The 19,998-nt window shown below is 57.5% G+C and carries 21 protein-coding genes and 1 pseudogene; 14 read left to right on the top strand and 8 right to left on the bottom strand.

Going from position 1 to position 19,998, the window contains the following annotated elements:
• Positions 1-13: 13 nt before the first annotated feature.
• The gene (locus ACN19L_RS24505) at positions 14-532 is read right to left on the bottom strand and encodes a BfmA/BtgA family mobilization protein (RefSeq protein ID WP_426491417.1); all 519 of its coding nucleotides are present in this window, start codon (positions 530-532) and stop codon (positions 14-16) included.
• Positions 533-1,315: 783 nt separating this feature from the next.
• Between ACN19L_RS24505 and ACN19L_RS24500 the strand changes: the two genes are divergently transcribed.
• From ACN19L_RS24500 to ACN19L_RS24490, 3 genes are all read left to right on the top strand, one after another.
• Entirely contained in the window at positions 1,316-2,095 is a 780-nt protein-coding gene (locus ACN19L_RS24500) for a ParA family protein (RefSeq protein ID WP_426491416.1), read from the top strand.
• A complete protein-coding gene (locus ACN19L_RS24495) occupies positions 2,095-2,628 on the top strand; it encodes a hypothetical protein (protein ID WP_426491415.1) in 534 nt (177 codons plus the stop codon). The genes ACN19L_RS24500 and ACN19L_RS24495 overlap by 1 nt, the downstream gene beginning before the upstream one ends.
• 185 nt (positions 2,629-2,813) lie before the next feature.
• Positions 2,814-4,040 carry a hypothetical protein gene (locus tag ACN19L_RS24490; RefSeq protein ID WP_426491414.1) on the top strand — a complete coding sequence of 409 codons (1,227 nt, stop codon included), beginning with the start codon at positions 2,814-2,816 and terminating at the stop codon, positions 4,038-4,040.
• Between the two features lie 66 nt (positions 4,041-4,106).
• Here ACN19L_RS24490 and ACN19L_RS24485 read toward each other — a convergent pair whose 3' ends face one another.
• The 4 genes and pseudogenes from ACN19L_RS24485 to ACN19L_RS24470 all read right to left on the bottom strand — a co-directional run.
• Positions 4,107-4,337 carry a hypothetical protein gene (locus ACN19L_RS24485; protein WP_426491413.1) on the bottom strand — a complete coding sequence of 77 codons (231 nt, stop codon included), beginning with the start codon at positions 4,335-4,337 and terminating at the stop codon, positions 4,107-4,109.
• A 9-nt stretch (positions 4,338-4,346) separates the two neighbouring features.
• Positions 4,347-4,574: a hypothetical protein gene (locus ACN19L_RS24480; RefSeq protein WP_426491412.1), complete on the bottom strand. Its 228-nt coding sequence runs from the start codon at positions 4,572-4,574 to the stop codon at positions 4,347-4,349.
• 138 nt (positions 4,575-4,712) lie between these two features.
• Positions 4,713-5,501: an ArdC family protein gene (locus ACN19L_RS24475; protein ID WP_426491460.1), complete on the bottom strand. Its 789-nt coding sequence runs from the start codon at positions 5,499-5,501 to the stop codon at positions 4,713-4,715.
• Positions 5,502-5,529: 28 nt separating this feature from the next.
• Positions 5,530-5,733: pseudogene (locus ACN19L_RS24470) on the bottom strand (ArdC-like ssDNA-binding domain-containing protein); the annotation flags it as partial.
• 558 nt (positions 5,734-6,291) lie between these two features.
• On the opposite strand from ACN19L_RS24470, the gene ACN19L_RS24465 reads away from it, so the two are divergent.
• The 5 genes from ACN19L_RS24465 (at position 6,292) to ACN19L_RS24445 (ending at position 9,651) form a co-directional block, all read left to right on the top strand.
• Positions 6,292-6,576, top strand: a complete 285-nt coding sequence (locus tag ACN19L_RS24465) for a type II toxin-antitoxin system HigB family toxin (protein WP_345228239.1) — start codon at positions 6,292-6,294, stop codon at positions 6,574-6,576.
• 40 nt (positions 6,577-6,616) lie between these two features.
• Positions 6,617-6,973, top strand: a complete 357-nt coding sequence (locus ACN19L_RS24460; protein WP_426491410.1) for a helix-turn-helix domain-containing protein — start codon at positions 6,617-6,619, stop codon at positions 6,971-6,973.
• Positions 6,974-7,063: 90 nt separating this feature from the next.
• A complete protein-coding gene (locus tag ACN19L_RS24455) occupies positions 7,064-8,512 on the top strand; it encodes a UvrD-helicase domain-containing protein (RefSeq protein WP_426491459.1) in 1,449 nt (482 codons plus the stop codon).
• Positions 8,513-8,871: 359 nt separating this feature from the next.
• Positions 8,872-9,456: a hypothetical protein gene (locus ACN19L_RS24450; RefSeq protein ID WP_426491408.1), complete on the top strand. Its 585-nt coding sequence runs from the start codon at positions 8,872-8,874 to the stop codon at positions 9,454-9,456.
• Positions 9,457-9,501: 45 nt separating this feature from the next.
• Positions 9,502-9,651, top strand: a complete 150-nt coding sequence (locus ACN19L_RS24445) for a hypothetical protein (RefSeq protein ID WP_426491407.1) — start codon at positions 9,502-9,504, stop codon at positions 9,649-9,651.
• Between the two features lie 364 nt (positions 9,652-10,015).
• Here ACN19L_RS24445 and ACN19L_RS24440 read toward each other — a convergent pair whose 3' ends face one another.
• Positions 10,016-10,309: a hypothetical protein gene (locus ACN19L_RS24440; RefSeq protein ID WP_426491406.1), complete on the bottom strand. Its 294-nt coding sequence runs from the start codon at positions 10,307-10,309 to the stop codon at positions 10,016-10,018.
• A 683-nt stretch (positions 10,310-10,992) separates the two neighbouring features.
• Here ACN19L_RS24440 and ACN19L_RS24435 point away from each other — a divergent pair.
• A complete protein-coding gene (locus tag ACN19L_RS24435; RefSeq protein WP_426493617.1) occupies positions 10,993-11,352 on the top strand; it encodes a protein NO VEIN domain-containing protein in 360 nt (119 codons plus the stop codon).
• A gap of 19 nt (positions 11,353-11,371) precedes the next feature.
• Here the strand turns inward: ACN19L_RS24435 and ACN19L_RS24430 are convergent, their stop codons facing one another.
• Positions 11,372-13,975 (bottom strand): toprim domain-containing protein, encoded by a 2,604-nt coding sequence (locus ACN19L_RS24430; protein ID WP_426491404.1) that lies wholly within the window; start codon positions 13,973-13,975, stop codon positions 11,372-11,374.
• A gap of 103 nt (positions 13,976-14,078) precedes the next feature.
• Complete coding sequence (locus ACN19L_RS24425) at positions 14,079-14,489, bottom strand: hypothetical protein (RefSeq protein ID WP_149072666.1); 411 nt, start codon at positions 14,487-14,489, stop codon at positions 14,079-14,081.
• Positions 14,490-14,776: 287 nt separating this feature from the next.
• On the opposite strand from ACN19L_RS24425, the gene ACN19L_RS24420 reads away from it, so the two are divergent.
• The 5 genes from ACN19L_RS24420 (at position 14,777) to ACN19L_RS24400 (ending at position 19,991) form a co-directional block, all read left to right on the top strand.
• The gene (locus tag ACN19L_RS24420) at positions 14,777-15,475 is read left to right on the top strand and encodes a hypothetical protein (RefSeq protein WP_426491458.1); all 699 of its coding nucleotides are present in this window, start codon (positions 14,777-14,779) and stop codon (positions 15,473-15,475) included.
• Positions 15,476-15,575: 100 nt separating this feature from the next.
• A complete protein-coding gene (locus ACN19L_RS24415; RefSeq protein ID WP_073288146.1) occupies positions 15,576-15,956 on the top strand; it encodes a DUF4134 domain-containing protein in 381 nt (126 codons plus the stop codon).
• 9 nt (positions 15,957-15,965) lie between these two features.
• On the top strand, positions 15,966-16,295 hold the full coding sequence (locus ACN19L_RS24410; protein ID WP_149072702.1) for a hypothetical protein: 330 nt from the start codon (positions 15,966-15,968) through the stop codon (positions 16,293-16,295).
• A complete protein-coding gene (locus tag ACN19L_RS24405; protein WP_426491402.1) occupies positions 16,264-18,879 on the top strand; it encodes a type IV secretion system protein VirB4 in 2,616 nt (871 codons plus the stop codon). The genes ACN19L_RS24410 and ACN19L_RS24405 overlap by 32 nt, the downstream gene beginning before the upstream one ends.
• On the top strand, positions 18,876-19,991 hold the full coding sequence (locus tag ACN19L_RS24400; RefSeq protein ID WP_426491401.1) for a hypothetical protein: 1,116 nt from the start codon (positions 18,876-18,878) through the stop codon (positions 19,989-19,991). Before ACN19L_RS24405 ends, ACN19L_RS24400 begins: the two co-directional genes overlap by 4 nt.
• The last annotated feature ends 7 nt before the right edge of the window (positions 19,992-19,998 follow it).

The raw sequence follows: 19,998 nt of genomic DNA, 5'->3' as shown, positions 1-19,998 counted from the left end.
GGTGGCTGTGTGCTTAATTCTTGACTGCTTTTGCCACTGTATCGCCATCATTTATTCTGCCTGCGCCCGCTTGTTGAGCGGCAGCTATTGCCTCTTTTGCCTGCCGCTCAATCATGTCTTCGTTCTGCGCCCGCAACTGCTTTAAGCCTTCCCGCTGCTCGTTTAGCTGCGCCTCATTAAGGCTGCTCAGCTGCTGCGTCAGGTTATTTACCAGGATTTCATTCATGCGCAGCACGCGCTCCAGCGTCACCCGGCTACGAAGCATTTCCTCCAGCATTGGTACCAGCAGACTACGCTCCTGCTCCTGCAGATACCCAAATACCCGGTCCCCGAGCTTCTTTACCTGCTGCATAATCAGCTGGCCTTCGCGGGCCACATCCTCCACCGGGTGTAGTCCGCGCTCCGCGAAGTAGCGCACGGCCGCTCCGGTGTAGTCGGCCTGGCTTATCTGCAGCCGCTTAGCCTCTTTGCTCAGCAGAAAATGAGTAGCCGCAGGTACGTTGACGCTCTTCGTAGCGGGGTTGGTTGGCATAGGTAGAATCAATCTTCTGCCCGCCCTCTCTAGGTTATTTTTAACCTACAAATCAGCTAGTTATCTTAACAAACCTGCAAATTTAAGCTCTGCTTAAATACAAGTCTCACGCTTACAGGTGCTTAGCACCCTGTATGTGATACTCTTCTTGCTAAGACTACATACACTACATCCAAGAGGGTTTTCAGAATTATTTGAGAACTATTTCAGAATCACGGATACGTATTACGAGCGGCATTGGGTTAGCCTTTATTTATCGTTACCCCGACCTGATTTTGTGTCTGGGTACTGGTTATAGTTGCTATCCTTTCCCACTCTCATTATCTCAGAAAGGCCTTTTAAGATTTATTACTACTTTACAACATTACTACTTTACGACTTTAACCCATGTATAATAACTGTTATCGTCATCAAGCTCAGCCTTGCCTACCAGCACCCATATTACCACTTTACTACATTACTACTTTACTACGTTTATGAAGTACCCCCGCCCGAATTTTTACTACTTTACTACAATGCAACTTTACTACTCACAAGGTACATCAAAGCACCGCTTCTTTATTTTTGATATTTTACGACATTGCAACTTTACCACAAAGTAACTTTACTACTTGTAGTAAATAATACTTTGCAATTTGTTGCTTTTACTACTTAGTCATTTTACTACTACACAACTTTGCGACAAAGCTACTTTACTACTTTGCGACATTTCCGCTTACATTTGCTTTCCCCGGGCCTGACCATCTGGGGCATCAGCGCTAGCTTACCTTAATCAGTAACCCCATGTCAAAAGTCATCAGCTTTGCTACCCAAAAGGGGGGCTCGGGCAAGTCAACCCTGGCCCTCGTCCTCGCGGCTCCTCTGGCTATCGAGTACGGACTGAAAATCGCCATCCTGGATTGTGACTACCAGCAGAGCATCGTCAAAACCCGCAAGCAGCTGGACGAGCCCAGCCTGGCTATCCTGCGTGAGTCAGACCCTGCGGCAGATTACCCCTACGACGTGTTTCCCATGTCGCTGAAGAGCATCTTTGATTTCATCGACAATCCGGAAAACGACTACGACCTTATCATCATCGACATTCCCGGCCGGGCCGACGGGGAAGACGTTTTCAACGCCCTCACGGGCTGCGACGCGGTAATAGTGCCGCTGGTATCGGATTACCTGGACCGCGCCTCCACGGCCGAGTTTATGGGCATCCTCGAAGCGCTGAAAAAGGCGGCCGACAAGGCCGAGGTGGATTTCCAGTATTTCGGCTTGGCCACGAAGCGCATCAGCGGCCGACGGGAGGAAAAGGAGATGGACGACTACATTGACGAGCTGGGCCTCTCGCGCTTCCAGTCCTATCTGAGCCACCGCATGGTGTACAGCCGCGCCTCCACGCTGCACAGCCTGCTGACCCCGGCCTACCGCAACTACGCCGGGGGCACCAAAGATAGCTCAGAGGAAATCCGGCGCGTATGCGAAGAGCTGATAGAAAAGCTGGACTTGCCCCGGCGCAAAGCCGACGTCGAAGCTGAGCTGGAAGAAACGACCGATACCACCCCAACCGAAATCAAGTAATGGCAAAGTCTCCCTTTGTAAAAGCGAAAATTGAAGGCCCCCGGAAGCGTATTCCGGTTGATGAGACCTTGCGCGCCGAAGCCCGCGCCGGGATGGGAGGGGAGCAAACCCGCCTGGAAGCCGAAGGCAAGGCAACTACCCCAGCGGCGGCTGCCCCTGCAGAAGCGGTAACGGCCCCAGTAGCGCTCGCGCCTGTGCCAACGCCCGAGCCGGTAGCAGCAGTTGAGCCAGCACCAGAGCCCGCGCCGTCTGCTGAGCAGCCGGTGGCGGAAGCCGCAGCTGCTTCCGTGCCAGCGGCCCCGGTTGAGCGCCGACCCCGTGGCCGCAAGCCGGCAGCAGCGGGACCGGAGCCAACGGGTGAGTTGAAAGGGGTGCGGATTGCGGAATCTGTGTGGTCGGAGATTCGCAGGATTATCGTTCAGCTTCCTAAAGGGCCGGATATGCCGACAAATATCATCGGCTACCTGCACGCGGCCCACCGGCACTACGAGGCGCACCTGCGCAAGCAGGGCAAGCTCCCCCCAGTCAATTAGCGCGCTTGGCAGGACTGGTTAAGAGTGACTAGCCGGTTCGGGCGTCGACATTCCACTAGTCCTCATCATTAAGTGCTTCGGCTTCCAAATCGCTTGTTAAGGGCAGTTCCTAACCGGGCTGCCCTTGCTCATTTTGGTATCCGGACACTACCTTACTTGTTAAATAGTATGCAAGACAACCAGATATGAAAGACATTTTGGCTAACGCTCGATTCTGGCAGTTCGATGATAAGTCCATATTCCCATTTGGCAAGCATAAAGGGGAATCAGTCATTGACGTATTCAAGCAGGACCCATCATACATTGGTTTCTGCCTGGAAAGCATACCAAAATTCACGTTAACCACTAGTGGATGGAATGCTATATACAATCAAGACAAAGAGTATTTCAATAATGAAACAAGTAGAAATTATTTTATATATTATATTAATAAAATATTCGAAGTAAACCGTATTTTGAGAAATAATACCCACAACGATGAAGGCCGCAATCGGCCATTATCAACCTTTATTAATAAAATAGCCTATGTTAATACGGATAAAATAACACTAAAAGCATGTTTCAAAAGAGCAAAAGCTAGTACAGTTAATGCAAAAGGTATAGCCGTTGAATTAGAAGAGCAATATGCCAAGCAAGGATATATACAGGAGGAATTAACAAGAGAGGAAGAGAACAAAATTAAATTCTCCGTGAGAATTATAGACTTCAAAGACTTTGGAACGTTCAAAAAATATGATGCCGCTTATTGTACGCCAGGAGTCAAGACTTTTGAAGTTATACGATTACTGTCTAGCGGCTTAGTTGTCCTTGCATTAGCTATGGACTGCCGAAATTTTCGTCCACAGGGTATGGGTTTTGGCACAGAAGGATGGATAAGGATTCTACCTGACGATGCCGACTGTGTCTTGCATATCGCAAATAATCATCTCACGATAAATCAACGGATATCAGACCGAGAGATGACAGATGCTGAAATTGAAGCTGACATAGTCGCCTTTCATGAGCGCAAACCGAATGCGCAAAAAAGGACACCAGAATACTATTCCAAGAAAAAAATTCCAATATATGCCCCAGTAAATTTGCTCGATGAGATATTAGAATCATACACAATTAACCGCCAGGCGTTTCCAAATAAAAATCTATTCAACACTACTATATTATATGAATACTTCAGCTCTCTACAATTTACCTATCATTCAGATGAAGTTGACGAGTTAACTAAGCAGTGGTATGAATCTAAAAATAACATCAAAACATATGACCTCAGGCGTAAACGAGTGTGGCAAAATCGTCAAGCGTTTTGGCGTTCCGAAGATTCTGAAGCCGACGACGATTCAGACCGTGAAAACTGGGAAGAATTGACAGACGGCCAAAACGGAACTTGGGAAGACTGGCATGAACCCGTTGATTGATTTTGAAGATTGCCTCACTAGCCAGATGTGTAGCCTTCGATACGCTTTGCTGTAAAAGGGTAGGGGCTACTGTTGAAAAAGCAGGTCGGCCGGTGCTACCTGGTGCCACTCTCCGGTCTGCAGGTAGCGAACCTGAAACTGGCCCCGCCGGGTCCGGGCCTGGCTCACGCGGTACGCTGCCGGCGCTGGCGCTGCTTCGGTGGCGGCGGGCTGGTGAAATACCGCCCAGCAATTGTTGGCAAGGGCCTGCTGCACGTCACGGGTAGCGTGCCTGATGGTGGATAGGGGGCTGCTCATCGTTAGGGGTTATAGTGCTAGCTGGAACTGCCCGCCGTGCTGCTCGCTGGTGCGGCGCAGACCTTCGCAGGCAATGGGGCGAACTGCCCGTACCAGCTTCAAAAGGGACTCGTAGGCGGCTGACGTGTCAATCTCCAGTTCCAGCCGCTCGGCAACCTCCTCGGTAAGCACTTCGCTGTTAATGCCTTTATCCAGCTGCCGCATCAGATTTTCTACGTCGGCAACGGCGGCAATCACCCGGCTGCGGTACTCGTTCCAAGCTGGGCTCTGGATAGTGGGGCTTCACTGGCTTTCATAAGCAGGCTAGAATTAGAGCTAGGGCTAGGATTAAGGCTAGGGCTAGCCGCTCGCAAGCGGCCAGCCCCGCCCGGCGGGCTATGCGAGCTGCAGCCAGCTTAGCTCGGCGGCCATAAACTCGCGGTCGATGTCGTCGAGCACCGCAACCGGCTCGCTGGCTACCGGCGCGGCTGCCGGGGCCTGTACCTCGTCGGCTTCGCCCTCCGGCTCCGCTGTCGTCCCTAGTATCATCTCAGCGGCGCGCTGGGCTTTGCTGGCGGCCTGTACCACAAGCCTCTTATCATTCTTCAACCGTTCCAGCCAGTTCTGAATGTAGGCCACGGCGTTTTCTTCGGTCTGCTCGGTAGCAATGCCGGCCGCCGCGCTCAGAAAGGATGCGCCCATTTCAGCGGTCAGCTCCTCGCGGGCGTAGCTGCTGCTCTGCTTTCCCTCGCCAGCGGTCAGGTCGGCGCGGTCAAGGCGGCTCTGGTGGCCGGTGCTGTGCGTCAGTTCGTGAAACAGGGTCTGATAGTAGCCCTCCGACGTGGTGAAGGTTTCCGGCTTGGGCATGTTCACAAAGTCCAGCGCCGGCGAATAGTAGGCCCGCTGGTGCAGGTACTGAATGGCGGGCTTGCCGTCCCACGCCTCCACGATGCCTTCGGCCACTTCGCTGGGGGTGAACTCCTGCTTGGTTACCTCGGGCAGATTGAACTCGATGCCCTCAATGTCTTCCACTGAAAACACGGTGTAATACTTCAGGAAGGGCGTTTTCTCTTCCTTGCCGGTTTCCTTGTTCTCGCGCTTGCTGATGTTGTAATACACTACCTGATGGCCTTTGGCCCCTTTTCTCACGTTGCCGCCTAGCGCCAGCGCCTGCTTGAATGTCATGAAGAAGGAGGGCTCCGCTGAAATGCAGCAGAAACAGGTTGATTCCGCTGTACACGCGGCCGGTGGCGTAGTTGCGGGGCAGGCCATACACCGCGTTCCACGGCTTGCGCCACGGAATGATGCCGCCTTCCAGCGCCGAAATAATCCGGTCCGTCACAATCTGGTACACGTCGGGCCGGGTTGCGGCTGCTTTGGTGGCTTTCTTGGCGGCAGGCTTGCTGGTCTTTTTCATGGCTAAAAGGCTGTTGTTCCGTTCGTTTGTTATACTTATTAAACGGCAGCGGCACACAATTAGTTGCACTTTATGCGATTATAATTCGTATTTTATACAAGTTATTTTCTTTCTTATAGTCCCTCTATCTCCGCCTTTTTTCCCCACCGCCCCTAATTCCGCTTGGCCACGAAATGGCAGAAGACTTATCCGCGCTCTGCTGGGAGTGGGGCGGCTTTTTCAGCCGGCTGGCTCACAGCTCCGACTCTCTTTTCAATGGAAGAGGCCATCAGGCGGAGCCACCGGCCTGCGGTCGATGTAGCGCAGCACAGTCGTCGGCAGCCCGGCGGCTCCGTCTGATGGCCTGTGCGACGGCCTTTTGCGTGAGGGATGGCAGGGTTTAGTCCGCAGGACCGTAGGCGCAGCCGCAGCTCCGAACAGCCCGGCCCGAAGGGACACGCCCCAATTTCTGTATTGTGTAAATTTTTTTACCTTATCCAGAAATTTTACGTATCTTTACTTAAGACCTGTAACCCGTGCCCTCGCGCCGCTTTTTGCTAGACATTATGCTTATTGACTATGGAGATACTTACTAAGAAAACATTGAGAGACTATGGAAATACCCAACACCCTGATGTAGCCCAAGCCCTGCTGGAGTGGTTCGAGATGGCCGAGGCGGCTGAGTGGCAGACAGCCGCTGATGTACCCGCTCGCTACGTCGGCAACAACCGCTACGTGTTCAATATTCTGGGCAACCGCTTCCGCCTGATTGTCCGCATCTTTTTCCCGGCTTACCAGGTGTACGTCCGCTTCGTGGGCACCCACGCTGAGTACGACCGCATCCCCGACACTTCGACGGTCTGAGCCACCTTCTTCTATCCCAATCATTCACCCCACACGCACAATGGCACTCATCCTGCACACTGAAAAGGAGTATCAGGCCGCTATGACGCGGCTTGAATACCTCATCGACAACGAGCCCGGCAACCTGGACGAAATCAAGTCCCTCGGTCGCGCCGCGAACGAATACGAAAACGACCATGGCCACCGTCCCATCTCGCCCACCTCGCTGGTCGGCATGCTGGAGCGGGAGATGGTAGCGCGCCGCCTGAAAAAGCAGGATATGGCTGCCCTGCTCGGCATTGCAAACAGCCGACTGAGCGAAGTTCTCAACGGCAAGCGCGCCATCAACCTGGACCTAGCCAAGCGCCTTTACCAAAAGCTGGGTATCTCTGCCGAACTTATCTTGGAATACGCGTAGCTGCCCCGCGGGCTTTAGGTGTATTCCAGCAGACAACACTATACCAAGTCCGGCAGGGCGTTAGCCGCTGGCCGGCGGAAATAATTCGTGATGAATCTTACGGCTGAGCAGTCTGCCATCCTGGCTTCCCGTGGCCATTTGAAAATCAACGCCGTTGCCGGGAGTGGTAAAACCACTACGATGGTCGAATATGCCCGCGCCCAACCGGCAACGGCCCGCATCCTGTACCTCGCCTTCAACAAGACGGTGCGGCAGGAGGCCATTCGCAAGTTTCAGGCAGCTGGCTTACCGAACGTGGTGGTAGAAACAGCGCATTCCTTGGCCTACCGCTACGTGGTGCGCGGCAGCCGCTACCAACTCAACAACAAAGGGTATCGGGCGCACGAGCTGGTAGAAATGCTCAAGCTGCCCCGGGGCACCGGGCAGGAGCGCCACCAGGAGTATGTGCTGGCCAACCACATTGCCAAGTTCGTGACCTATTTCTGCAACAGCGACCAGGCGCAGGTGCAACGGCTCGATTACCTGTCCACGCTAATCGACCCGAAGGCTCGGGAATTTGTCGGCAAGCACTACGCTACTATCGAGCGAAGCTGCCGGGAATTGCTGGCCCGCATGGACCGCGGTGAAATTGCTATTACCCATGACTTCTACCTGAAGAAATTTCAGTTGAGCCACACCCTGCTGCCGGCTGATGTTATCCTGTTCGATGAGGGCCAGGACGCCTCCGGGGCCATGCTGGATATCTTCTTCCGTCAACCCGCTACTAAGGTGATTGTCGGGGATACCCATCAGCAGATTTACGGCTGGCGGCACGCGGTCAACTCGCTGGAAAGAACGGATTATCCCAGCCTGCAGCTAAGTACCAGCTTCCGGTTTGGACCTCCCATCGCCAAACTGGCCTCACACGTTCTGAGCTGGAAAACGCAACTGGGCGCGGGTCCCCAACTCGTGGTGACGGGTGCCGCGCAGGAAGCGCCAAGCGAGGGAACTACTCGCGCCGTAATTGGCCGCACCAACCTGGGGTTGCTGCTCAAGGCTATTGAGTACGTTAAGGAGCACCGGCAGCAGCTGCGTCGGGTGTACTTCGAGGGCAACATTAACTCCTACACCTACGCGGGGGAGGGCGCGAGCTTAACGGATGTACTGGCCCTCTATAACGGCCGTAGCGAGGCCATTAAAGACCCGTTGATTCGCAAAATGGCCAATCTGGATGAATTGGCCGACTACGCCGAGCAGACCGAGGATGGGCAGCTGCAGATGCTCATCACCATCGTGGAGGATTACGGCAACGACGTTATCGACCTTATCAAAGAGTTGAAGCGCCTGCACGTTGCTGATGGTGCCCGCGACCAGGCGCAACTCTACTTCTCCACGGTACACCGCTGCAAGGGCTTGGAGTACGACCAAGTGCAGCTCACCCCGGATTTTATCACGCAGGCCACCGTTGACAAGCTGGAAGAGGAATTTGCAGCCAAGCCCCGGAGACGGGCGTCAGGGCCCGTGTATTCGAGGAAATCAACCTGCTTTACGTCGCCCTGACGCGGGCCAAGGCCCGGGTACATGTACCGTCTGATTGCCTTCCCGATGGATTTGAGCCCCACGCGGCCGTGCAGGGCTTCCACGGTACAGGCGGCACGGTCCTGCTCGCAGCACCTGCAGCGGCTCCTGCTCATAGAAGAGAATGGGTGGAGTATACTCCCGCCCAGGTTACTTTGGACCCTCGCTTTGCCTCACTGCAACAGAAGCTGGACGCAAGCAGCAAATCACCAAATGGTTAATTGCTCCCCAAAGTCCAAAAGCTCATCTGCCAGCGCGCAGGAGATGCGGTGACGGACTTTCTCCAATTCACGGACGCCGCGTCTTAAGATGACGGTGAAGCGTCTTTTCTTAGCTGTACTATGAATGGAAACGACCTACTCCATGCCCATATTACTCCGCTTCTGCAACTTGTAGCATCTACTTCACTCTGGGTGCATCCCAAGGTAATTGAAGCCCTGCGCCAGGAAGACGGCAACGATACAGCCCGGTGGTTTCGCAACGTGCGCCGGGCCCGGACGAAAAATAACGAGACGGTCCGCGCTTTCGCCGATGGCAATTACTTGGATGATAACTCCAAAGCAAATATTGCCATCAAAACGGCGCTTGGTTACCGTACCAAAACGGAGGAAATCAAGAAGTTTCATACCTGCCACATCTACGACGAGCAGGGCGAAGCATATGACCCGCTGTATTACTGTGCACTGCCAAATTTGGTGCTCATTCCGAGTGCCATTCACAGTCTCGCGGACCATTTCCCAGAGTGTAAACAGATACTGAAGTACCGGGCTTACCAGCTGTACGGGTTCTACCGGGGCGCAATCCCACCCAAGCCCACTGACTACGACCAACTGGAATGGCATCCGTTTGTAGGCAGCACTGAGCGGGCACTGAAGTCTGTTAAAATGCGAGGAAGTTCTTTACAACCGAAATCCGCGCTTGCCTAAGCCTTGTATCCGCAAAATCTATTAAAACCATCACCCCTGCTATCCATGCCGCGCATCATCTTTTTCAATACCGGCTGGATGGATTCTTACGCGGGCAACCACCGGAACCTCGACACCATCACGGGAGGCGGGGCCCATACCAGGGAGCAAGGGTGGGAAGGAGGGTGGTGGCAGCTACATCGTGGGTTGGTATAAGAACGCAACGTTATTCCGCACGGAACAGCCGCGCCCAGCTAACTCCCGTCACCTGTGGCAGGACCACCTGATGGAGTTCTATAGGGGTAGCACAAGAGTAGGAGCAGAAAGTATCGGTAGGGAAAAACTGCGTGGGCGGCTGTTTCAGAATACGGACATTTTACTGAACAAGCCAGCCTCATTAACCTGTGGGCGCCCTATTTTGAAGGGTGAATGTGTCCATCGTAAGCAATCCGCTTAACCTTTGGACTAAGCTTTTAACCAAGGCCAGGTTTTCAGGCTGGGCCGGCGGGCGCGGGGGCGGGCCTGGTTTGGGTGCGGGCAACAGGGGCGGCCAGCAGCAGCCGGGTGGGCAGGCCGGTGCTCATGGCGCGGTCGGCCCGTCGGTGTAGGTGGGGTTGTTGGCTACCAGCACCAGGCTGTCGCGCTTCGGGAAATAGTCGAAGTCGAAAGCACTGCGCTGCAACGCGCCGGCCGGGTTTTTGGCCCGGTAGATGTGCTTTATGTGCACCATGTACACGTCGTGGCTGGTGAGCTTCCATTTGGCCAGGGCCAGGGTATCACGCAGCAGGGCAGCATAGTCCAGCGGTTGGGCTCGGGCCAAGTGATGCGCCCGGCCCTCATGACTCTGGTATTCTTCCGGGTCGACCGTTGGCATGGGTCTTTTGGGTAATCAGCTACCCTTTAAAAACACCCCGCGAAACGGTTATGCGGGGTGTTTTTGAGGCGATTTGGGTGAACTTTCGCTTACACCGATACCCAATCGTGGCGACCACCAGCTTTAGGACAGCCGTCACGGTCAGGAGCATTACTAGTGCCTTTGTTGCTCTCGGCTCCGCACTTTTTGCAGCGCCAGTAAACGTAAAAAAGTTCCTGTATCATCTTCATGGTGCTTGGTGCGTAATGTCGCCACGTTTGGTTGGTAAGGCCCGTTTTTTAGCGTGGGTGCTGGTCTCCACGGAGAGTTGGTGGGCTTGAGGTTGGCGCGCTTTCCTATTTTAACCCTCAACAACTTCCCAAACCTATCGCTCCCCCCCCTCCAAAGTTATGTGTAGTTAAACAAATTGGCAAAACCTCCGACTCGGAAGCCAAACAGCTTGAATGCTACTGATAAGGCATAAATGTGCCATAAGAGTAGCGAGGGTCGATAGTTTTACAAGCCCCTTAATACAATCGGAAGAAAATAGCCAAAACGAACGTCTGGTACGCCGACGATGAAGCCAACGTGGACTTTGTGCAGCAGGTGCAAGCCTACATTGCCAGGGGCGGGATACTTTCCCTCCAGCTACCCGAAATAAAGGCCAGTCGCCCAGGCAGCCCGACGTACTCAAACGGCTAGCCATCGAGCAAAAGGCTATTGAAACAACGTGGGACTACTATCAAAAGCTAGGGTACGACATAGAGTCCGTAGAAGCCGCGAAGGTCGGGTGGGACCTGACCGCTACCAACGGAAATGTCAGACTGAAGCTGGAGGTGAAAGGGCTATCCGGAACCGCCATTGCCGCCGAGCTGACGGCCAACGAGTACAGCAGTCTGTTGGCAGATAGCCCCAACTATCGGGTGTGCATGGTAACAAATGCGCTTACCAAGCCCCTGCTGCACATTTTCTCTTATTCTAAAACCGTTGACCTTTGGGTGAGTGAGGAAGGCCTTGAGTTGTCATTTGAAAAAGTCACCAGCGCCCGGGTGTTTGCGGGGTAGTCGGCCGAAACCGCCGCACTCACCGCGTGATTTCCGTATTCCGCGCCGGCGTGGCCACCTCCTGACTTTTGCTTAGCTCGCGCCGCTCGGCCCGGTCGCTGCTGTGCTCCACAACGTGGCTACCGGGCTGCTCTGCCACTGCGTCCAGCGTGTGGCTAATCCGGCTAAGCTCCGGCTGGTCGGTGCGGTAAGTGACTTTCATTTCCGAGTGGCGGATACCATCGTTAGCGGTGGTGCTCTGAATGTCGCCGGCTTTGGCTCCGCTGCCGATAACCGCGGCCTGTACGGCCTCGGCCTGGCCCCGCTCGCCTGGGGTAATGGCGGGCTCATCCACTTTGATGATTACTTGCTTTTCGCTGCTTAGCGCATTAGCCGTAGATTCCAGCGGCGGTTTATCAGCCACATCCAGGCTACGGTCCCGGTTGTGGGGCTGAATGGGAGCAACTTCGGCTGCCGCCTGGCGCGCTGCCTGGTTGGCTTCGCTCTCCGCTACCCGCACACCAGCATACTGCTCCCGCCCAGCCTCGGCGCGGGCGTTGGTATTCGTCACAATGGCGTGAATGATGGCAATATCGGGCTGGTCGTTGCGGTAGGTCATGTCGAACTCCGCCCGCCGGATGCCCTGCTCATCCACGGTGCTGCGAATCTCACTCGTCCGCATCGAGTAGCCGGAATTATCCAGAATTTCCTTCCAGGCTTCGGCGCGGCCGGTGGTGTTGGGCTCCAACTCATCGATTTGCCAGGTTGCTACCTTCACCTCCGCCTGGGCTACCGGCAGGTCGGCTGCCGCCGGGCGCGCCGCGAAGCGGGCCTGGTCGCGTAGCTCAGCCTGCTCGGCCTCATCAACTTTGCGGCCGGTAGGAGGGGGGTTATCGTTGATGTACTCCTTTAGCAGCACTAGGCCCGCATCACGGGCGTGCACGAACTGCGCCGTGTGCGCTGCCGCTTCCTGCTCGGTTCGGTAAGAGCGGAACGGCTGCTCCGCATCCTGGCGGCCGGCGTCAGCGACTGCCCCTCCCATCATTGCCTGATTGAAGCGACGGTCCTCCTCCTGCTGCTCGGCCTGGCTTTCGGGGCTGTTGTCGTCTGCCCGCTGCTGCCGCTGCCGCTCGTCGTACTGGCGGCGGGTTTCCTGCTCGGCGCGCTCCATCGCGGCGGAGCGGGCGTACTCTGCCTGTCGCTGCTGCTCGCGCTGGTCACGCTCGGCGGCGCGCTGCTGCTCGTCCAGCTGCGCCTGGGCGCGGATTTGCTCGGCGCTCAGGCCTTGCGCCGTTAGCTCCAGCTCCCGGTTCCAGTCTTTGGCCTGCGGATAATCGACCCGAATGAAAGTCTCCTGGCCGCGCTCCTGCTCAGGCCGCAGCTGCTCCCGCTGGCGATACAGCTCCTGGCTGATTACTTCGAGCTGGGCGGTATCGGCCTTGGCCACCGACAGGCGCAGAACGGTTTCCCGCTCGGTGCTGCGCTGCACTTCCAGCTCAATGGTAGGGCCGGCTTCCTGGGTGCCGTTCATCCGGGCTACCCGCTCGGTCAGCTGCTGCACCTGGGCTGCCCCGCTCTCGGCGCTGTCGTGGCGGTAGCTCACTTTCAGGGCCGTGTGGTACTTGTCCGACGTGGCATGCCATTCCACTGGTCGACTGGCTTCTTTGTATGCTTCCTGGTCGGCTACGGGAACCAGCGGGCGGGCCGGGTGCAGCTCGTTCATGTAGTTCATGTTGAACTGCCGCCCGCCGGCGTCGCGGTCATTGGCCAGCACGATTTCCTTGGGCTCCTGCTTGTCAATCACCCGCTGAATCAGGGCCACCTGCGCTTCGGTGGGCGTGCCGCTGGTAGCCACGTAAAGCGTGTTCCGGGGGGCCTGCGCGTGCTTCAGCTGGTAGTGAGAGAGGGAGTCAATGGCCGATTCGGACACGACCACCCGCTCGACCGGCGTATCCTTACCCTGGGTGGGGTGCGATACCCAGATGCCGTTTTTGGGCAGCGGCAGCAGGTTTTTGTAGTGCTCGTTCTTCTGCTCGACGCTGGCCAAGCCCTGCTCGTTGTAGAGCGGGAAAGCGGTGTTCTTGTGCTCGTTCTGCTGCGCGGTGAAGATGCGCCCCTGAAAGGCCGGGCTGTCAATCGTGCTATCGGTAATACTCCGGCTGTGCAGGTAGCTGCGGTCGGTTAGCTCCTTATTCACGCCCAGCACCTCGGCAATGAGGCGCGTTTTGCGGTCTTCCTGCTGCTGGCGCTCATGGTCGGGGTCGCCCACGGGCAGGGCATTGAGTCGGCTCACCTCCAACGGGGCGGTGTAGACACGGGCTGGGACAGGCCCGTCATGCAGATACTCGCGTAGCTGCTGGCGAACCTGCCCCAAATTCAATCCGTGGCCGTTGCCGCCCCGGGTTTTCGCGAAATCAATAACGCTGCCCTTGTCCCGGTCGTCGCCGGTGTTCAGGTATACCTGGTGGTCGGCCTTGCGGGTGACAATGAGCACTTCCCCGTCTTTTTCGAGCTGGTGCCAGTCGCCGCGCTTGCCTTCCTTCCTGACTTGGTAGCCTTGCCGCTCGGCGTAGTCTACGAGGTCGATGTCACGCTTGAACCGGTCAAGCTCGGTGGGGTCGTTTTCTCGAATAGGGGCATTCATCGCGGGGAGCTTACAAGTGGTCGTTGATGACCAGTAGCTCCGGGCGGGGAAGGGCAGACGGGAATGAGTCCGCCTGGCTACCCAGAAAACTATCCGGTCGAGGTTACGGGGCTGGGGCTGCCGATGCGCCGGCGGCGTGCTCGGTGCCGGGCAGGGGAGGGGTGCCGCTGTCGAAGCACTTCAACTGCTTCTGGAAAGTGGTCAGGGCCTCCTGGCTGGGAAATAGAAAGCGCGGGCTCTCGCTGTTGGGCGGAATCCTGATTAGCTCAGTGGCCACGTCGAGGTTGCGGAGCAAGCGCTGCAGCAGGCGGGGCTCTTCGCGCTTCAGGGAGTTGTTTTTTAGTCCTACAATACTGGTGTAGGGCAGCTCATGCTGCTCGCAGAACGATTTCAGCTCCCCTTTAGGAAGCATCAGCAGGCGGAATTGGGCATAGCGTAAAACGTCGGCATAAGGGACGGTGAGATTTAGGTCGGGAAAGCCCAAGGGGGCCGAAATGTGTGCAGATGGTACCATGCAAGAGGTGGCTTTGTGAGGGTGAACAGGTGTGCTAGTAGACCTAACGAGAGGCATAATCTACAAAGACACGAATTCAAGCCATTCGCTGCAAATGGCTAATACAAAACCCGCAATGGTACCCCGCGCTCCGGTAGCAGCTCAACAGCAGTTGGCTCGGCCTAAACGCGGTTGCCCATCCCTAACGAAGAAACTTATCAGAAGTTTTACAGAATATTAAAAGAATCATTTTAGAAATCTTTCAGAACTCTTTCAGAACACAAACCGTAAGCAGGGCTCATATGAAAATGGCCTTTATCGTTGTGTTCACCTTGTTTTTACTGTTTGCCCTGTCCGGCTTGGCCTGGCGGCGCATCAAGAGTAAGAGCAAGCCGGCTGACCTCGTGGCCAAGAGCAACCACCACTCGGTGTGGTCTTTTCATTATGGCCCCGCAACTATTCTACCTTCCCGGGAGGTAGTCGCGCCAAGTCCGCCGCCGGCTACCGGCAATGCGCTGGCCCGGCTCATGCCCGACGAGGACCAGCGGGTACAGCAAGAGCAGGCCCGGGCCGCAGCGGCAGCTGACAGCGAAGCGACCAAGAACCGCACCGCTGAACAGGCGCAACAGCCAGACACGCCGGGGCTGGCTTCCGGCAAAGATGCCGCAGCGGCCCCGCTGCAGTCCTCGCGCCACGCGCCCGGCGCAAAGGTGAATGTGCTGGATATACTCGGCACTGATAGGCCTGCGCCCACAGTAGCACCGGCCACAGCCGAAGCGGCGACAGTTGCCGACAGCGAACCGGCCGAGCCAGAAGCGGCCAGGGAAGCCACCGTGCCCCAGGCCATCTACAGCAACCCGCTCACGGAAGCCACGCGCACCAAGAATGATGAGGCCAACCGCAAAGCCGCCGCAGAGCTGAGAAAAAGCAACCGGGCGGCCCTCCGCAACGGCACCGATAGCCAGAAAGCCGCCCTGACCGCCCTCATCAAGGAAGGCTCCGCCTAGCCATGCATCCCTCCGGCACTACACCTTATTTCCGCGCTCTTTCTGCCCTGCTTTTCGGGCGATAAGCGCCCTGCTTCCTTCCCCTTTTTTTCTTACTCCTATGCTCAACAAACCCCTCAATCTGGCGGCAAACCTGGTGGTAGCCGGCAAAGCCTACCAACCTTCCAAGCTGGAGCAGCGCGGCTACGCGCTGCTGACGGTGCTGGCCCTCTCCACCGGCGCGGCGCGGGCGCAAAGCGCCGAAGCGGCCCTCACCCAGGTCAAGGAAAAGGTGATTGGCATCGTGCAGGTCATCTTCGCAATCATCCTGATTATCGGCCTGATTCGGGTGGTAATGAAGTTTATCCAGGGCTCACCCGACGCGCTGGGCTCCTTAGGCTGGCTGGTGGGCGGGGTGCTGCTTTGGTTCGGCTTCCAGCTCTTCAAGGACGATTTGGTCAGCGCCGTGGGTGGCAGCGACGGGGGTGGTATCACCGACTAGGCCGCTGCTATGCGTTCCTACAAATCCATTGAGCGCCCCGCGCAGGTGCTGGGCATGAACCTGCAGGACCTGGGGCTGCTGGTGGGCCTGTTCATCGGCTCCGTGCTGCTGCTGGGCTTCCTGGGCATGGCCGTCAAGATTCCGCGCATGGTCTATCTGGTGGTCATCCTCACGGAAGTGGGCCTGATTCTGAGCCTGCGCTACCTCACCCGCACGCAAGCTCCCGGCTTCCTGATGGGCTGGCTCTCCTACACCTTCATCCAGCCCCGCCGCCTGGCGGTGGGCTCCCTTCCCATTCCCACTCTTCATGGCAAAAAAACCAAAAACGGCCGCGTTTGACGCCGTGATGCCCGTGCACAGCTTCGAGGGCGACAAGGTGGTCTTCAAAGATGGTCGCGTCGCGGTGGGCTTCGCTATTGAGCCGGCCGAGATGGAAAGCTGGACGGTGGATGACTACGAGGCCTTCCAGACCGCGCTGGTGGGCGTGCTGCGGCCCCTGCCCGTGGGCACCATTGCGCAGAAAACCGACATCTACTACGACCGGCCCTACCGCGAGGATAAAACCCAGCAGACCTACTTCGAGGGCAAGATGAACAAGCACTTCTTCGAGCGGCTGGTGCTGTTTCAGAAGTCCTACCTATTTCTCTCCTTCGCCCCGGTGGCCGTGAAAGCGCCCCGCACCAACGCCGTGAATGCCTTGGTGGCCCGCGCCGGCGAAGCGCTGATGAAAAACCCCTTCGCGCAACTCGTTCAGACCCTCGAATTGGCCGAGGCCAGCGCCGTAGAATTCGTGCAGGGCATCAAGAACCTGGGCGGCGTTGCGTTTGAGCGCCTCGGCGGGAGGGAGATGCACCAGCTTTACCTGCAGTATTTCAACCTCAGCTTTGATGGCCAGCCTACCCGGCAGGAGCGTGAGATTGGCAACGACATGGGCGCGCTCAGCGTGGGCGAGCACCGGGTAAACATTCTCTCGATGGTGGGTCAGGGCAGCGAGGCCCACCCGGCGGTGAAGAACAGCTACGGCGTCACCGCGCCCATGCTCTACCCGCTCACCCACGTCCTGCAGTGCCCGCACATTCTGACGCAGGCGCTGCTGGTTCAGGATACCCGCGCCGAGCTTAGCTCGCTGGATACCGACCGCAAGCTCAATGCCTCGCTCTCGTTTCTCTCCACGCAGGACAATGCGCTGCGGGCGGCGGAGGTTGAGGAATTTACCGCCGAGGTGCGGGCCGAAAACAAGCAGATTGTGGGCCTGCACCTCTCCCTGCTACTGTGGGATACCAACGACACCAGCCGCCGGGAAAACGTGGAGCGGGCCACGGCCGCCTTTCGATACATGTTCGGTACCGAGAGCGTGGTGGAAAGCTACCTGGCCCTGCCCGTGTTCTTCGGCCTGCTGCCCGGCAACGCCTACCAAGTGCCGGACCGCTGGCTGACCTGCTCGTCGGACCGGGGCGCGTGCTACACCCACTGGACGGCCACCTACAAAACCGACCCGGTGGGCGAGTACCTCACCGACAGGTTCCGCAATCTGGTGCAGGTAAACCTCTTCAACACGGCCCTGGACAATCAGAACGCCATTGTCATCGGCCCTTCTGGCTCGGGCAAGAGCTACACCTTCGGCAACCTGATTGTGCAGCGCTTCGAGAAGGGTGCCCGGCAAATCATCATGGACGTGGGCGGCACCTACCGCAACGTGCTGCAGTCGCTCAACGGCGAGGACTTCGATAACACCTACTTCGAGTACGACCCGCAGCGGCCCATCGAGTTCAACCCCTTTGTGGTGCCCCGCGACGCTTCGGGCAAGTGGCTCTACAACGACGAGAAAACCAACTTCCACCTGGCCCTGCTCGCCGCCCTGTGGAAGGGCGGCAAGGATACCGGGCTGGACAAGTCGGAGCGCACCATCCTATCGCGCTTTCTGATTGAGTACTACGCCTGCCTGAACGAAAGTGACCGTCTGAACCAGAAGGACGAGGAGTTTCCCGGCATGGAAAGCTTCTACCGCTTCGTGGAGCAGTTCGACCACGAGATGCAGAAGCCCGTGGCCGTGCCCGGCGACGGGGTGGAGCCCGACCCGCTGGACGGGGCCCGCCGGCAGTACCAGAAAAACCTGAAGTACATCGACATGCACCAGTTCTTCCTGGTGCTGGGCCAGTACATCACCGGCGGCCGCTACGAGCGGGTGCTCAACGCCAAGCGCGACGTGGACTTGTCGGAGTACCGGCTCATCTGCTTTGACTTGGCCAAGGTGCAAGCCGACCCCGACCTCTACCCGGTGGTGGCCATGCTCATCACCGAGCTAAGCCTGGACCTGTTCCGCAAGTTTCCCGACGACATCAAGTACATCGCCCTGGACGAGGCCTGGACCATGCTCTCGGGCGTGCTCTCGGAGTTCATCGAGTCGATGTACCGCACCATCCGCAAAACCAACGGCTCGGTCACCATCATCACCCAGGGCATCACCGAGATTACCAGCAGCAAAATCGGGCCGGCCATCATCAACAACTCGGCCACCAAGATTATCCTGCGCCACGTCAACCCCGACTCGCTGGCCCAGCTGCAGGCCCCGCTGGGCCTGACCGGCCACGAGATGGATTTGATTAAGTCGGTGCGCTCCACCGAGGCGCTGCGCGAGATATTCATCAAGCAGGGCGCGAAGGGCAAGATATTCGGGGTGGAGGCCTCGCCGCAGCTCGACGCCATCCTGACCTCCAAGCCCGTGGAGCGCAACTACCTCAACAAGCTGGTCAAGTTCTATCAGCAGACCAACCTGAAGCCGGTGCTCGACCGAAACGGCCGGCCGAAGCTGGACGCCGAGGGCAACACGCAATACGAGCCCGTGAAGGTGCAGCGGCTGGACTACGCCGTTGACCAGTTTGTGGAGGATAAACAGGCCCGCAAGGGCGTCCTGGCCCAATGAGCAGCCTGTACCTAATGGTCGCCTACGGGGCCGACCCGGGCTTTCTGAGCGCCTGCGACCAGACCCTGCAAATCGTGCTGCGCGCCTGCCGCTACATCACGCCCACCTTCATGCTCATTGCCCTGCTCTACACCATCGGGCGCGGCTTTATCTCGGGCAACGGGCTGGCCATGGACTGGGGCCCCATCATCAAGGCAGTATGGATATTCTTCCTGCTCTTCTTCTATAAGGAGCTGATTGACACGCTTAGCTCGGGCATTGCCGGGTTCACCCGCATGTTTGCCACCCCAGACGGCTCCACGGCCGCTTCGGCACTGGGCGCGACCATCAGCACCTCGGAAACGCTCTCGCAGAAAACGGTGGTGGAGCAAGGGGCGCAGGAAATAGCCAACCTGCTCAAAACCATCACCTCGTTCAGCCTGACCAACATTCTGCTGCAGCTGGTGACCGGGGAAGTGGTGCTGCTGATTCGGCAAATCATGCAGTTCATCCAGCAGTTCATTCTGGGATTCCTGTTCGTGTGCGGCCCCATTTCCCTGTGCCTGTCGGTGGTGCCGGCCTTTGGCCAGCTGGCCATCAAGTGGCTGCAGAACTTCCTGGCCGTGCAGTTCTGGGGGCTCTCGTTCGCCCTACTGGATTTGCTCTACACCTTCTACACGGCTTCCAACACCACGTTTGGCGGGGTTTTCTCCGCCCCGGTGGCGGCGGAGTCGGATACCCGCCAGCTGATTGTCTCGGTGGCTTTCATCATGCTCTACCTCATGGTGCCTTACCTGACGAGCCTGTTTATCGGCTCCTCGGCCGCGCAAGGGTTCGTGGGCTCCGTGGTGGGCATGGCCACTTCGGCGGCAGCGGCGGCGGCCGGTGTTTCGGCTGGCATGGCCGGCGGCGGCCACGGCGTGTCCGGGGCCATCGGCCGGGCCATGAGCAGCAGCAGCTCCTCGGGCGGGGGCAGCTCCGGCGGGGGCAATAGTGGGGGTGGCGGCTCAGCCGACCCTAGCCCGGCCCCAAGCGGCGGCAGCTCGGCCTCGGCGGGCCTGCCCTCCATTACCATGTCCGATGCCCTCAATCCTTCCTACCGGCAACGGCCTTCCGGGCTGTGGACGGCCTAACCAATCC

This window comes from Hymenobacter sp. 102 (genome assembly GCF_049949205.1).
Lineage (GTDB): Bacteria > Bacteroidota > Bacteroidia > Cytophagales > Hymenobacteraceae > Hymenobacter.
The sequence above is the reverse complement of the archived record's forward strand: the minus strand, read 5'-3'. Positions and strand labels throughout refer to the sequence as shown.

Coding starts and splice junctions, on each gene's coding strand:
- ACN19L_RS24505 (WP_426491417.1), bottom strand. CDS start 532: ATGCCAACCAACCCCGCTACGAAGAGCGTCAACGTACCTGCGGCTACT.
- ACN19L_RS24500 (WP_426491416.1), top strand. CDS start 1,316: ATGTCAAAAGTCATCAGCTTTGCTACCCAAAAGGGGGGCTCGGGCAAG.
- ACN19L_RS24495 (WP_426491415.1), top strand. CDS start 2,095: ATGGCAAAGTCTCCCTTTGTAAAAGCGAAAATTGAAGGCCCCCGGAAG.
- ACN19L_RS24490 (WP_426491414.1), top strand. CDS start 2,814: ATGAAAGACATTTTGGCTAACGCTCGATTCTGGCAGTTCGATGATAAG.
- ACN19L_RS24485 (WP_426491413.1), bottom strand. CDS start 4,337: ATGAGCAGCCCCCTATCCACCATCAGGCACGCTACCCGTGACGTGCAG.
- ACN19L_RS24475 (WP_426491460.1), bottom strand. CDS start 5,501: ATGACATTCAAGCAGGCGCTGGCGCTAGGCGGCAACGTGAGAAAAGGG.
- ACN19L_RS24465 (WP_345228239.1), top strand. CDS start 6,292: ATGGAGATACTTACTAAGAAAACATTGAGAGACTATGGAAATACCCAA.
- ACN19L_RS24460 (WP_426491410.1), top strand. CDS start 6,617: ATGGCACTCATCCTGCACACTGAAAAGGAGTATCAGGCCGCTATGACG.
- ACN19L_RS24455 (WP_426491459.1), top strand. CDS start 7,064: ATGAATCTTACGGCTGAGCAGTCTGCCATCCTGGCTTCCCGTGGCCAT.
- ACN19L_RS24450 (WP_426491408.1), top strand. CDS start 8,872: ATGAATGGAAACGACCTACTCCATGCCCATATTACTCCGCTTCTGCAA.
- ACN19L_RS24445 (WP_426491407.1), top strand. CDS start 9,502: ATGCCGCGCATCATCTTTTTCAATACCGGCTGGATGGATTCTTACGCG.
- ACN19L_RS24440 (WP_426491406.1), bottom strand. CDS start 10,309: ATGCCAACGGTCGACCCGGAAGAATACCAGAGTCATGAGGGCCGGGCG.
- ACN19L_RS24430 (WP_426491404.1), bottom strand. CDS start 13,975: ATGAATGCCCCTATTCGAGAAAACGACCCCACCGAGCTTGACCGGTTC.
- ACN19L_RS24425 (WP_149072666.1), bottom strand. CDS start 14,489: ATGGTACCATCTGCACACATTTCGGCCCCCTTGGGCTTTCCCGACCTA.
- ACN19L_RS24420 (WP_426491458.1), top strand. CDS start 14,777: ATGGCCTTTATCGTTGTGTTCACCTTGTTTTTACTGTTTGCCCTGTCC.
- ACN19L_RS24415 (WP_073288146.1), top strand. CDS start 15,576: ATGCTCAACAAACCCCTCAATCTGGCGGCAAACCTGGTGGTAGCCGGC.
- ACN19L_RS24410 (WP_149072702.1), top strand. CDS start 15,966: ATGCGTTCCTACAAATCCATTGAGCGCCCCGCGCAGGTGCTGGGCATG.
- ACN19L_RS24405 (WP_426491402.1), top strand. CDS start 16,264: ATGGCAAAAAAACCAAAAACGGCCGCGTTTGACGCCGTGATGCCCGTG.
- ACN19L_RS24400 (WP_426491401.1), top strand. CDS start 18,876: ATGAGCAGCCTGTACCTAATGGTCGCCTACGGGGCCGACCCGGGCTTT.